Below are 13,892 nucleotides of genomic sequence, written 5' to 3'. Positions count from 1 at the left end.
AATGAGAAGAATTACGACTCAGTATTCGGATGAGGCGCAGTCACGTCGAGTTCACTCTCGAATCCGATATCATCTGAAATTTCCGGGAAAATAACGTCGAAGTAGGGATCGTATTCGTGCCCAACTGCGAGCGCAGGCTTAAGCGCGAGGACAATACAGATCGCTTCCCCAGTTGGGATACCAAGTGGATCAGCGGCCATTCGCTGCGTGATCTGACCAGCATAGTGGAGTCCGGCCTGCCGGATAGCGGCAGCGAGTTTGCCAACGCCGTGTCGCTCAACAAAGTATGAGACATCTTCGTCGACTTCCTGTAGTGCAACGGCGTGGAGGATCGTCGGCGTCACAACAATACCGTCAGTGGTGATTCGAACCGGATCTGCGGTCACTTCCACCGGTCGATCTCCCGCCAGCGTGACGATTCCGAGCGCCTCAAGCGTCTCTACGTGATCATAGACCGTGGTCTTCGGGATGTCCAGTGCCGCCTTGATCTCTGGTCGAGTGACCGACCCGTAATAGCAGGTATACACATAGACACGCGCCAGTTCTGGATGATCCAATAACCGGCCGACAGTTGCGAGCTGATTGATCCCGGTTTCGAAATCATGTGGGGGTGTCTCCGTGACGGGGTGGGGAGTCATACTAGCTAGTACGAAATTCTTGAACTTTAAACTTCTCCCGGTAATAGTGAGACCTCGTTCCAGGTTGTGAACGACGCACTTGATGAACGAGTATCACCTGGTCACTTGCTTGCGATCCCGTCGACGATATCGGCTGGCGTGAACAGCGAGACGTCATCTCGCTCCGCAGCAGTCCGTTCGAGCCCATCGGAAAAGCCGGAGCGACAGAAACAGCAGTAGTGATGGGTGAGGTCACTGCCGCCAGGTGGCGTCCATTCGACCTGGGACGCACTGCGTTCGAGATCGGCGAGATCGCCTTCGTGCATTTCTCGGCTCGTATACTTGCATTCGCCCGCGACGATCGTTCCGTCGCTTGCAAGGCCGGCGACATCGAGTTCGTGGTGCTGGTGCCACCAGTACCCGATCCCGCGGTAGGTCTTCGGAACCAAGCCCGGAAGCGCGTTCTGACAGATCTGTTCGAACATCGGCCCCATGTAGTCGATGAACGACGGTGCAACGACCTCATCGTACGCATCACTACCAAGCTGTACAAGCTCTCCCGTCCGCCCGTAGACATACCGAAACCAGAAGCGAAACAGCGGCTCTTGCAATCGATATCGGCTCTTCCGTGTTGCGTTCGGGTTCGCCGTGATGGGGATATCACGCTCGATCAGCCTGAGTCGGCGTAGTTTCGAGAGATACGAACCGAGCGTGTTTGAATCGACACCGGCGAAGGTTGCGATCTCGTTCGCTTTGCGTTTCCCGGTGGCGATTGCCCGCAGGATCGTGTAGTACGTCTGGGGCTCGCGAATCCCGAACTCGGTCCGCAAGAGGAACTCCGGTTCGTTGTGCAACACACCGTGCTCTGAGAGGAGTAACGACTGGATATTTTCCGGGAGTGTTCGGTCCGATGACAGCGCCCGGAGGTAGTACGGTGTGCCTCCGAACACCCCCCAGGCCTGTATCGCGGCGTCGGGCTCCTCGACGGGATACAGTTCGCGGGCATGGTCCAGTCCGAGCGGAGGCAGGTCGATCGTCGCCGTTCGGCGGCCATACAGGGGACTACCACCGCCAAGGACGTTCTCCTCCATCACGGAGATTGACGACCCGACGAGGACGAGAGTCATCTCCGTCTCTTCGAGATGGAGATCCCACACTCGCTGGACCTTCGACGGTAGTGCATCGTCAGATTCGATTAGATACGGGAACTCGTCGAGGACGACGATAGCGTCCTCACGACCGAGTGCTCGCAACAGCGCCTCCCAGTCGCGCTGGATGTCTTCGAGGAGGGGGAACGCTTCGCTGGCAGTGTCCACGAAGTTTGCTAACTGTGCGTCGGCTGTCTCTTCGGTTGCTTGCCAGTATACTGCATCGTCCCGGCCCTCGACCGCGTTCCGGACGAGCGCACTCTTGCCGAGTCGTCGACGGCCATAGATGACGATCAACTCCGCTGTATCGCTCTCGAACTGTGACTGAAGCGTTTCGAGTTCGTTGCGACGATTCACGAACGCTGCGTTGCTCATACCCACGCTACGCCCCACGTGAAGATAATGCTATGGATCATCTAAATCGCGATTTTACTAATTGCGATTTTACTATTTGTGATACTGATCAATAGAACCGATATCGAGGTACCCAGACAGCGACACAGAGTACACTCAACTCTTGTTAGATCCCGAAATACATCAGCTATCATACGTCTCAGTTACACATAACTGCAATTTATTATCCTCTCTTTCTACCGCTATCTACACACTCATCCAGCCACCGCGACCCGAGATAGCGCTCACGACACATGCCCACTCCTACTTCACCACCCCGTTCTGATGCCCCGCTCTCGAACTCCGCCCCTTCGTCGACGAATGCCGACGCGGATGAGTTACCCGTTCCCGCCGAGGACGTCCGCGAGTATATTCAGGTCACGCCGACTGATGCATCGCTTCGCGCTGACTCGGCGGCGACCTACTTCAAGCGACTGCACGGACTCACGACGCCAGACGATGCAGCAAGTGGCCTTTCCCGGCTACTCTCGCTCGGTTCGACGACGGAGGCTCCGCCAACGATCGAGTGTCTACTCCACAGTGATCACTCACGTGAGCAGCCACTCACGTACTGGTTCGGCGTCGACGACCCGGCGGCGACGCCAGCGCTCGAACGCATCCTCCGTGGCGTCTTTCCCGATAGCTACGAGTTCGAGCGGCGCGCGATCCAGCCAGGGTATCTCGAATCGATCATCAGAGCCACAGCGGGGACAGACCACGCCACGACCGACCGCACTATCCATGCGGTCGAGTACGAAGGCACCCCGACGCGACCGCGTGATTGGCAGACCCAGCTGACACTGTTCGAGTCGTTCCAGGATGACGAGGAGAGTCGCGTCCCGCTCGCCTCCGTCGTCGAGACGATGAGTGCCCACCAGGGGCCGATCGTCTATCAGGTGCTTTTACAGCCCAAACCGGACTGGACCGCCGACGCCGAGGAGCGACGCATGGCGATCGAACTCCACAGCGATACGCTGGGCGAGCGCCTCGCGAATACGGTCTTCGGTGCGCCAGACCCGACCGAAGAGCCGACGCTTACACCCACGAACGAGACGCGACTCGCCGAACTCGAGGCAAAGGACGCGCGCCACTCGTTCGTTCTTACCGCTCGACTCGTCGGCAGCGTCGCCGCCGAGACTACCACCGAGGAGGTGGGTGCGGCCACCTTCCGCGAACTCGAAGGTGCGTTCACCCAGCTCGATCGGACCACCTACGAGATCGACGGCGAGCGGACGAGCGAAGCGGCCGCAGAGCGGGTTCTCGATGATCTGCTTGCACGGACTGTTTATGTCCCGGAGACGGAAGGGCTCTCGAATCGCCTCCCGTGGCGTTCCGCTCCACCGCGCGGTATCGTCGCGGACGTCCACGAGGCGCCGAGTTTCTGTCTCGTCGGTGGGAGGGCGCTTACGACGGCTGGCGAACGCGCGCTCTCGACGACGCCCGGCGAACGGGCACCCGTTCCCCGACCGCCGACAGGGCAACTCGACCGGTATCACGACGATGGCCTGCTGCTGGGGAACCCGCTCACGCAGGACGGTTCCGCCGATCCGACTCCGCTGTCGCTTCCCCCTGCGTTACAGCCCATGCACGTCGGCTGGTTCGGGAAGACTGGCTCCGGGAAGTCGACATCGCTGCTCAACGGGATCCTGGGAAATCATGCGGCCACCGAAGGGGCAGACATCCTGATCGACCCGAAAGGCGACGGGATGGCGATCGAGTACCTGCAGGCACACTACGCGAGGTATGGCTCGCTGGAGAACGTGCTCTACTTCGACTGCGCGAAGGTGCTGCCCGCGTTCTCGTTTTTCGATATTCGCGACGACCTGGCTGCTGGCGTCCCGCGCGAGACAGCCGTCGAGGACACGATCGATCACTACATCGAGATCCTCACCCAGATCATGGGCAAGGATCGCTTCGAGCAGGCCGTTCGCTCGCCAGACATCATCAGATACCTGCTGAAGGCGCGGTTCGATCCCGTCCACGGCTCCGATGCGTTCACGCACCGCGCGTTCCACTACGAGGTCCAGAGTATGCACGAACGCCAGTCGAGCCCGCCCGTCTCGGATACGGACCTCGAACGGATGCTCGGGGGGATCGTCGCAAACCGGCCCAAGACGTTCGACAACCTGATGAGTGGGGTTGCAAACCGGATCGAGAAGATCCCGGTCGACCGTCGCCTGGCCAAGATCTTCAACAACATCCCACAGGAGGGCGATGCACACTTCGATCTCGCCGAGCATCTCGACGACGACACGGTGATCATCCTCGATACTGGTGGCCTCAGATCCGAAGCCAAGCGCGTCCTCACGCTGTTGATCCTCTCGAATCTCTGGAGTGCGCTCAAGCGCCGCAGCCAGCGTGCAGGGGGCGACGAAGCGGGCGAAGATGGCGAGGGGCCGTCCGCAAGCGAAACAGCTGATACGCCACTGGTGAACCTCTACGTCGAAGAGGCTGCAAGCGTCGCCGTCTCTGATCTGCTCAAAGAGTTGCTCTCCCAGTCACGGAGCTTTGGCTGTTCGGTCACACTGGCGATGCAGTTCCCCGGCCAGCTCAAGCAGTACGACGACGTCTACGACGAAGTGCTGAACAACGTCTCGACGCTCGTCACGGGGAACGTCCCCGTTGATCGCCGCCTCGCCGAACGGCTGGCGACCGACGCGATGGATCCACAGGACGTGGGCAATCGGCTTCGCGCACTGAAACGCGGCGAGTGGTTCGTGAGCCTCCCCGCCCCCTTCGACGAACCGGAGCCGCGGCCGTTCCTCCTCCAGTCGGCAACGCCACCCGCTGGCCATCCGGATGGCCCACGCCCGCTGACAGCCAGTGAACGAGCGGCCTTCGAGACGCAGACCGAGGCCGTTACGGACCGAACGCTGGAGCGCTGTGGGATCTCGCTCGACTCGCCAAGCATCGCCGACGACGAGGACGAAGACGAGGAGACGGACGAGGAAGGCGTGGCCGTCGCACGCGTCGACACCGCTCTGCTGACGACGAAACGGATGCCCGAGACCGTCGAATACGACGAGTCGATTCACGCAGTGCGGTGTACAGCCTGTGACAATCGGTATGATCCACACATCGACGGCATGAAGCGAGCCATCTCGTGTTGTGCCTCACTCGACGAGACTGATCGCGACGACGTGCCGGTCTGCGAACTCAACCTCAAGGTCACACCTGAAGAACGTCAGGACTCGGAGTTCACCGACATCCAGCTCATGTTCCTCCAGGCGGTGTACAACGCCCAGCAACTCCGATATGACCCACTGGCCTACGACATCCTCTCTGACTCGATGCTCCGCCTGCAGGAGTACGCGGGTATCGACGCTGACGCCGTCGACGAGCTCATCGATTCCGACCTACTGCGCCACGATACCGACCACCCACATCGGCTGTACACGGTGACGCCTGACGGTCGCTCGGAGATAGGCGAGAGCTATCGGCTGGGCGTCGACTACGGACATGGACAGGGCGACCTGGAGGAATCGAGCCAGCACGTCCTCGCAGTCGAGGTCTCCCGACGCTATCTCTGTCAAGAGTATCTCGAGGATCCCGACTCACCCGTCGTCGAAGTGCTGCCGTACTACGACCTCGAAGAGGTGACTCTGCCCGCGTCGATCTACATGGGTGGTGATCAGGCGGCCGCCGAAGACGCGGCCTCTGCCTTCGACAAGCGTCGTCTGGACGTCGCCGCGCTCGACGAGGACGGGAGAGTCGTGGTTGCCGTGGAAGTCGAGCGGATCAACAACGACGTCCAGCGTGCAGTTCCCGACGACTTCGATAAGATCGCCGACTGTGGCGTCGACGAGGCGATCTGGGTCGTCATGAAACAGCGCGACGGCCACAAGGTCCTCTCGGCGCTGAACGACCCGATCGAAGGAGAGCCACGCGTCGAGAAGACCTACGCCAAGACGACGCCACCCCAGCAGTTCCGGATCGATACGCCAGGGCTGACTGCGGTGTATCCCGTGGAGTGGCTGCGGGAGAATCATCTGGAGGAGTGACTCTCGACTCCCGTCGTGGGCATCCGTCTTGGTCAGGGACTATTCGTCAGTGTGTGGAGTGAGCAGTTTGTCGAGCGCGGGTAGATCGATTAGTACCCACTCGTCGTCGAGATCCTGCTCCAGTTCGTCGACGAAGCCGCTCTTCGAGAACAGGACAAACCGTTCGTCCCGGTCTGGTGATCCCCACTGAACGCGGTCGGCCTTCGACCGGAGCTGGTTGACCAGAGTGTGTCCGACAGGCTCTGTGGTCCACTTGCACTCTCCCAGTAGGATCCGATCGTCGCTAGGTGCAAGTCCGACGATGTCGATTTCGTCTTCTCCGTACCACCACCGACCGATATCGGAATACGCATCGAGGTCGCCTCGACGTATTGCTTCCCAGATCGCTTCCTGACAGACCGACTCGAACGTGGTCGCGACGTGGGTCGGAAAGTCCGGCTCGATCGTTCCCTCGAAGACGAGTGCTGGTGCCTCCTCGATACTCGATCGGTTCGGCTCGACGTATCGGAACCAAAACCTGAGGAACTCGTCATTGAGACGATACCGTGAGCGCTTGGACTTCTGTTGTGCTGCCGTCACCGGGACATCACGGGTGATCAACCGAAGACGGCGCAGTGTCTGTAGATACTTCGAGAGGGGCCCGACATCGATTCCCGTCGCCCCCGAGATTTCGTTCGGTGTTGTATGACCAAGCGCGATCGCCTCGAGAATGCTCATATATCGAGCTGGGCTCCGCAGCTCGGTCCGTAACAGGAACTCGGGCTCGGTGTACAGGACGGCCGTTGGCGACAATACGTTCTGACGGACATTCTCAGCGAGAGAACGCTCGTAGTCGAACAGCGTGAGATACATCGGAGTTCCCCCAGTGACCGCGTACGATCTGATCGCATCTTCGATCCCGTACGTGATGATCTCACGCGCCTGAGTGAACGAGAACGGCTCTAGATCGATCTGTCCCGTTCGTCGACCGTACAGTGGGCTTTTGTGGCCGAGCACCTCCGACTCCATCGCACTCACGCTTGAGCCACACAGAACGAGCATCGACTCGCTGTGCTGTAACTGTTCGTCAACGAACGCCTGCATGTATGATGGGAGCGACTCGTTTTCGTCGGTAAGATATGGGAACTCGTCAATAACGACCACCAGCTCCCGGTCGGCGATCTTGTCGCCAAGATAGGCTAGCGCCTCGTCCCAGCCGTCGATACGTGGGACACGATCGTCGAAGTAGGCCGCCACCTGCTCAACGAACTTCTCCCGCTGTCGATGTTCAGCCTCTTCTGAGGCGAGAAAATAAATGTGCTCTCGGTCGGCGCAGAACTGCTTGAGTAGTTCCGTCTTCCCAACGCGGCGACGGCCATAAACGACGAAACACTCGTGCCCGGGAGAGTCCATTGCCGCATCGAGCGCGTCGAGTTCTGCCGTCCGGTCGAAAAAGGTCATACTCTAAATAATGATTATCGTGATAATGACTTAGATGTTCCGACGACCACAGACACCAATCGTTGCGGAGGGTCTCCGTTTTCCGGACGCTCTACCGGTTCTCTGGGACTCGGACGATTCGACATCGGATTCGAGGATACGTCTACGGCAAACAGCATTATCGACGGCCCACCAGTGGGCCTATTCAATTCGAAGACATTTCTGGTGTCAAACAGGGGTTTCGACGCCTCACTAGCGGCCCGATCCCGTTCATAATCGCTCCTCAGCACCGCTACTACTCTTGCACGGACTCTGGAAATCGAAGTATGAACCGGGGCCATGTCTGAGCGGAGGGGAATCGACGTCGTCGACGCGACGAGGTCGAGACGAGAGTCGGGAAAAACGGGTCAACCAACGGCGTTGAAACAGTATGCGAGGGTCGGTATCGACGACAGGATAGGTCGGGATAGCGGAGACGTTACACTTCGAAGACGGGGTGTCGGCCCGCTGAAAGCGGCGTCCATCCCGCTTGCAGGTACGTACGCGAAGACGTCGACGCGCACACGAACCGGAGGATCAGCAGGAACTCACCCCGTCCGTTCGACGTCCTACAGGAGTTCGTTCAGGGGTCCCAACCAGTGAGTGCTGGCCGTCAGACAGCAGGGCTTTTGCGACCTCGATCGCTGAATCTTCATAATCGGATCATACTGGGGGAAGAGCGCTTCTACAGCAGCTATGGGAATTCGTGGGAGCCGTCGTGTGCTGGTTGGAAAACGCAGTGACAGTATACTGTATGGCGTGTAGGACGGTTCTCTACCGAGTATGCTGCAGATGAGCGGTTTCGTGACGAGTGACCCTGGTCTGGCGTCGACGGCTAACAACCCCAAACCGCTAGACGGGAGCCGATTATGAAACTCGAAGTGGGGCAGAAACAGGCCGTCGTCGACGACCGGCCAGACAATGGACCAGCGTGTTCGGTCTCCTCTGGGTGTCTTGCTCTGGTTCCCCGACCTGAACGTCATTCTCGGTCTCGTTCCTAGTTCTGTACATGGTAGTTCGTCTAGACGTCCTACCGGACCAGACGAACGAGTATGGATCGACGATCGACCACACAGGCGATTCGGCCATCCTCCTCACCCCCCACCGTTTCATCTGTTCGAGGAACGAATCCCGGAATGAGTCCAGCTCGCTCGTGGGGAGCCAGTCTCACCCCCCACTGTTTCATCAGTTCTTGCGTTTCCTGCTGTCGGTTGTACGATTTTCTTCTTTCTCAAGAAACTCATGAAGAAGGGGTCTTCGACCGTCTCCGGCTGGCGGCTGAGCATCGATTAGCTGGGGACGTTCGAGAGGCTCAGGCGCTCAAAATTAAGTTCCTCGACGGCAGCCACGAGATCGTCGTGCTCGACGATGGTCTTTAGGACCAGTGTCTGCGGGTTATGACACGACAACAGCGGAAGCCCACGACTTCAGTCGTAAGAGGACGTCACATATATCCAAGCGGTTGGGATTACAGCCTCCACCTTGGGGAAGTGGGTGGACTTACACTCCTCCGGTACGATAATGCTCACGAACAAACCAAAGGGCACGAGCGACATACGGAGAATCATGTCGAACGCATCGATGTTCCCGGAATGCTTGCGCTGTACGACTGATTCAAGCGGGAAGCAGACGAAATGACACCAGTCTCGTGGAATTGGCCCGAGTAAGACATCATACAGAGGCAGCGCGGAAACCCACGGCTTTAGCCGTGGGAGGAAGCGCGTCACTTGTGAATCCAACTACGCATCCAGACACGGCTGACTCCCCAACGAAAAACATAGTCTTTAAATAATAAAACCACAATATTTGAACCGTGACGGTCGTCAGAAACCTCGAAATCAAGCTCGACGTTGCCGACGAGGACTACCCAGTTCTCGATGAGACGTTCGAGCAATTCCGTCAAGCCGCGCAACACGCCGCGGACTACGGCTGGTCTGACGACCCGACCCAAATAATCGACAGCAAGTCGAAACTCCACGACGCCACCTACCAAGACGTACGTGAAAAGACAGACCTCACCGCAAACCACGTCCAAGCCGCTCGCAGCCTCGCGGCAAACGCGCTCGGTAACTGCAAAGACCGTATCCTCGAAGACGGTGAGAAAGCCAGTAAATCAGAGTTCCGCGGTAGTGTAGTCGTCTACGACGGTCGCACAATAACGTACAACGACGACCACTGCACGCTGTCTACCGTGGATAGTCGTGTCTCGGCTGAATACACCATTCCCGAGGATACTCGCGGCACGCCGTTCGAAGAATACTGGGAGAACCCAGAGTGGGAACGCGGTGAGGCCACGCTACACAAGCGTGACAGCACGTACTATCTGCACGTGTCGATAAAAAAGGAACGCGAGGATGACGAGGCATCTACTTTTGAGTACGGAGCGGTACTCGGCGTAGACCTCAACGTTGACGGTTACCTTGCTGTCACCTCGACTGGTGCGTTCCTCGGCAACGCAGACTACCTCAATCACAAGCGTGCGGAGTACGAACGGCGTCGTGGAAAACTCCAACAGACAGGCACTCGGAGCGCCCACTTGACACTGAAAGCCATCGGGAATCGCTTCTCGAATTGGGGCGAGGATTACTTGCATCGCGTCGCACTCACACTGGTTCTCGAAGCCCGCCGACACGATTGTGACGCGATAGCGTTCGAGAACTTGAAACATATTCGAGCGCGTATCTCGAATGCAAGTAAGTTCCAGCAGTGGGCGTTCAACAAACTCCAATCTCTTGTTGAGTACAAGGCCGAAGAGTACGGTATTGTCGTTGATGACGTGAAGCCACAGTACACGTCCCAGCGATGTAGTCACTCGGAGTGCGGGTTCACGCACGAGGAGAACCGTGACGGTGACGAGTTTAAGTGCCTGAACTGTGGAAAGGAGCTTCACGCGGATTATAACGCTGCTCGGAACATCGGGTGGCGGCTTGTCCAGCACTGGCTCAAGTCTGGGGCTGGACGGGCGGACTGTCAGGTCGCCCTGAAGTCAGGGACAGTGAACGCGAACGGCGAGTTTTCGCCTACCACATCTCGTGGTCAGAGCGGGAGTCCACTGACAAGCCCACGACTTTAGTCGTGGGTACCTGACCAGGAGAGAAATCATGCCAACGCTCAAAGTCACCGTCGGCGAACGCACTCGTCTCGATCAGCAAACGCGCCAGCGTATCAAAGCAGCGCAAGAAGACGAAGCACTAGATAACGCACAGCCGGTACTCAATTTCGGGTCGTATGCCGAATTAAGCCGCTTGTTGAGCCAGAAGAACCTCGAGTTGTTAGAAGCTCTCGCTGAACACGATCCGGACAGTATTCGCGAAGCAGCAGATCTGGTCGATCGCGACTACAAACAGGTCCATCAAAACCTCACCGAGCTCGAAGATATCGGCGTCATCGACTTCGCGGGCGGTGGCTCAGGACGGGCAAAGAAACCGCAACTGGCCTATGACGGCCTCGAAATCGATCTTCCACTTACTGATTCGAACAGCTCACCTGAGGCAGCTGCGCCCTGATTAACCGCTCATACTTCATAATCGCCAGCCCCAAACTAGAACCTCGCGGTCAGAGATGCCGTCGATCGGACGCTTCTACTCGGGGTCATGACGGGTGAGGTTGCGAGCGTGATCCCGGTGACGGCCATCATGAAAAGAGTGTGCGCGTCGAAGACCCCAAACGAAGAGAACGACTGTCTGGTCTTCGACAGCAGGAAGAGCAATACAAACGAGATTGGCGGGAAAGACGACTAGTGAGCCGAGGAGTATCCTCCAGCTTTGTAGAGGTACTGAAAAAGCGCATCACGGAGTGGGTGTAAATCACGTCGTCAACTGCTATGCCCTGACGTCGATGGAGTGAGAGAGTACGTTTCGTGTGCTTTGTGGATTTGTTGCGGATCCCCCACCCCCCACTGTTTCATCTGTTCTTTAGGAATAGTCGCTCCCGAGCGTCACACCGAGTGGGTGTTGGAAACTGCACGCTGAAGCGGTAACGGAGTCGACTTCGTGTGCTTCTATATGCTTCGACGTCGACGGAGTGAGAGAGTACGTTTCGTGTGCTTTGTGGATTTGTTGCGGATCCCCCACCCCCCACTGTTTCATCTGTTCTTTAGGAATAGTCGCTCCCGAGCGTCACACCGAGTGGGCGTTGGAGACTGCACGCTGAAGCGGTTACGGAGTGGATTTCGTGTGCTTCCGGATGCCTCGACGTCGACGGAGTGAGAGAGTACATTTCGTGTGCTTTTCCCAAGATGGCAGGGAGGGTATGAATTGAGAGAGTGAATTTCGTGTGCTCACTCGCCAACACAGAGAGAGTACGTTTCGTGTGCTTTGTGGATTTATTACAGACCACCCACCCCCCACTGTTTCATCGGTTCTTTGGGAATGGTTGCTCCCGAGAATCACACCGAGTGGGTGTTGGAGACTACACGCTGAAGCGGTTACGGAGTGTATTTCGTGTGCTTTCGTATGCTTCGACGTCGATGGAGTGAGAGAGTACATTTCGTGTGCTTTTCCCAAGAAGACAGGCCCGGTTTGAGAGAGGATACGTGAATTTCGTGTGTGATCTTATCAGACATAGTGTGAGTACATTTCGTGTGCTTTCAGTAGAACTGCGATACATATCTACCAGACACGTTGATGATAATCTGCAGAAAATAAGATACGAAATAGCAAACGAAGCTAACAAAGTAAGGTTTTAAATACTATTGAGCAACCAGTTGATAGTGAATGAGCAATCCGTTCGGCGACATGGTTGATACGATTTTTGCGGACAAGGAGATGCTCACCGAGAGCTACCAGCCGGAGACAATTCTCGAGCGAGACGAAGAGATCGAGGAATACCGCTACGCGCTGCAGGACGTCCTGTTCGACCGCGAACCCGAGAACGTCATGCTTTATGGCAAAGCCGGCCTCGGGAAGACAGCGGTGACGAAGTACATACTCGACGCACTCCAGGACGAAGTCGAGACACGCGAGGAGGCCGACGACTTGCACGTCCACGACCTCAACTGCAACGGCAAGACCGTCTTCATGGTCGTTCGCCAGCTCGTGAACACGCTCTTGCCCGAGGGTGCAAGCGACTTTCCGAAGCGTGGCCTCGGGACCGGCGATGCCTTTGAAGAGCTCTACAGCCAACTCGATCGAATCGGCGGGACGCATCTAATGGTCTTCGACGAAATCGACCATCTCGACGACGCCGATACCCTCCTCTATGAACTCCCGCGAGCACGCTCGAACAAACACATCGTCGACGCCCAGGTAGGCATCATCGGGATCAGCAACAACTACACCTTCCGCACCACGCTCTCGCCCAAAGTGAAGGACACGCTGATGGAGACCGAAATCTCGTTCAGTCCGTACAACGCCGTCGAGCTTCGTGCGATTCTACAGGATCGGGCGGAGCAAGCGTTTGCCGAGGACGCCTGTGATCAATCAGCGATCGGTCGGGCTGCAGCGCTGGCCGCACAGGATATGGGGAATGCACGTCAGGCCATTGACCTCCTTCGCGTTGGCGGGGAGGTCGCCCTCCGTGAGGAGGCTGACTGCGTCACCGACGACCACATCGGGCGGGCTCGCGAACGCGTCCAGCGCGGCCGACTAAAAAATCGCATCCGCGACCAGACGATCCACGGACAGTACATCCTGGAGACGATCGCATACCTCGAAGAGAAGGGGAAAACGCCCGCTCGCTCGAAGGAGATCTACGACGTCTACCAGGACGTCGCCGCGGCGTGTGGTGCCGATCCGTTGACGACGCTCAAGAGCATTCAGGACCATCTCTCGGATCTCCACATGCTCGGGTTCCTCCAGCGCTTCGAGCGGAATCAGGGACTCAGTGGCGGGCAGTACTACGAGTACGAACTCGATCTCGACCCGGAGATCGTCATCGAGACGCGCAAGACGATCGAGGAGACTGGCGATCTGTAATACACTACTGCTCGACGATAAGCACACGAAACGTACTCTCTCCCTGTTTGGTGTTCGGACTTTGTCTCCAGTATTGGTACCGTCTCATGGTGAGAAAGCACACGAAATGTACTCTCTCACTCTCCCCATGAGCCACTTGTTCGAGAAGGAAAGCACACGAAATGTACTCTCTACAGTTGCTTCGAGTTTGTCACAGTCCTCAACGGTGCCGACACACGGACATCCGACTTAGCTGTAATTGAGGGCGCTAAGCCCCCTTCCTCAGCGAGCGGCGAAGCCGCGAGCAGGGAGGGGGATACAGCGCCCGCACGAGTTACTTGCCCTTTCCCCGCCACGCTTACTACCCCTGCGGTCGAACGA

At 57.8% G+C, this 13,892-nt stretch carries 7 protein-coding genes and 1 pseudogene; 5 read left to right on the top strand and 3 right to left on the bottom strand.

From position 1 onward, the window contains the following. Window positions 1–11: 11 nt before the first annotated feature. Complete coding sequence (locus ACFQL3_RS05065) at window positions 12–638, bottom strand: DUF7437 domain-containing protein (protein ID WP_377051986.1); 627 nt, start codon at window positions 636–638, stop codon at window positions 12–14. A 101-nt stretch (window positions 639–739) separates the two neighbouring features. Beyond that, window positions 740–2,140 (bottom strand): ATP-binding protein, encoded by a 1,401-nt coding sequence (locus ACFQL3_RS05060; RefSeq protein ID WP_377051984.1) that lies wholly within the window; start codon window positions 2,138–2,140, stop codon window positions 740–742. 272 nt (window positions 2,141–2,412) lie between these two features. Between ACFQL3_RS05060 and ACFQL3_RS05055 the strand changes: the two genes are divergently transcribed. After that, complete coding sequence (locus tag ACFQL3_RS05055; RefSeq protein ID WP_377051982.1) at window positions 2,413–6,159, top strand: ATP-binding protein; 3,747 nt, start codon at window positions 2,413–2,415, stop codon at window positions 6,157–6,159. 39 nt (window positions 6,160–6,198) lie between these two features. Here the strand turns inward: ACFQL3_RS05055 and ACFQL3_RS05050 are convergent, their stop codons facing one another. Beyond that, a complete protein-coding gene (locus tag ACFQL3_RS05050) occupies window positions 6,199–7,599 on the bottom strand; it encodes an ATP-binding protein (protein WP_377051980.1) in 1,401 nt (466 codons plus the stop codon). 1,469 nt (window positions 7,600–9,068) lie between these two features. Between ACFQL3_RS05050 and ACFQL3_RS05045 the strand changes: the two are divergent. The 4 genes and pseudogenes from ACFQL3_RS05045 to ACFQL3_RS05030 all read left to right on the top strand — a co-directional run. Beyond that, a pseudogene (locus ACFQL3_RS05045) lies at window positions 9,069–9,230 on the top strand (toxin-antitoxin system TumE family protein); the annotation flags it as partial. Window positions 9,231–9,430: 200 nt separating this feature from the next. Next, window positions 9,431–10,690, top strand: coding sequence for an RNA-guided endonuclease InsQ/TnpB family protein (locus ACFQL3_RS05040; protein ID WP_377051978.1), 1,260 nt, complete (start codon window positions 9,431–9,433; stop codon window positions 10,688–10,690). A gap of 28 nt (window positions 10,691–10,718) precedes the next feature. After that, window positions 10,719–11,123: a transcriptional regulator gene (locus tag ACFQL3_RS05035; RefSeq protein ID WP_377051976.1), complete on the top strand. Its 405-nt coding sequence runs from the start codon at window positions 10,719–10,721 to the stop codon at window positions 11,121–11,123. Between the two features lie 1,209 nt (window positions 11,124–12,332). After that, window positions 12,333–13,532, top strand: a complete 1,200-nt coding sequence (locus tag ACFQL3_RS05030; RefSeq protein WP_377051974.1) for an orc1/cdc6 family replication initiation protein — start codon at window positions 12,333–12,335, stop codon at window positions 13,530–13,532. The last annotated feature ends 360 nt before the right edge of the window (window positions 13,533–13,892 follow it).

It is taken from the genome of Natronoarchaeum sp. GCM10025321 (assembly GCF_042663585.1).
Classification (GTDB): Archaea; Halobacteriota; Halobacteria; order Halobacteriales; family Natronoarchaeaceae; genus Natranaeroarchaeum.
This window is presented reverse-complemented; position numbering and strand designations above follow the sequence as displayed.

Coding starts and splice junctions, on each gene's coding strand:
- ACFQL3_RS05065 (WP_377051986.1), bottom strand. CDS start 638: ATGACTCCCCACCCCGTCACGGAGACACCCCCACATGATTTCGAAACC.
- ACFQL3_RS05060 (WP_377051984.1), bottom strand. CDS start 2,140: ATGAGCAACGCAGCGTTCGTGAATCGTCGCAACGAACTCGAAACGCTT.
- ACFQL3_RS05055 (WP_377051982.1), top strand. CDS start 2,413: ATGCCCACTCCTACTTCACCACCCCGTTCTGATGCCCCGCTCTCGAAC.
- ACFQL3_RS05050 (WP_377051980.1), bottom strand. CDS start 7,599: ATGACCTTTTTCGACCGGACGGCAGAACTCGACGCGCTCGATGCGGCA.
- ACFQL3_RS05035 (WP_377051976.1), top strand. CDS start 10,719: ATGCCAACGCTCAAAGTCACCGTCGGCGAACGCACTCGTCTCGATCAG.
- ACFQL3_RS05030 (WP_377051974.1), top strand. CDS start 12,333: ATGAGCAATCCGTTCGGCGACATGGTTGATACGATTTTTGCGGACAAG.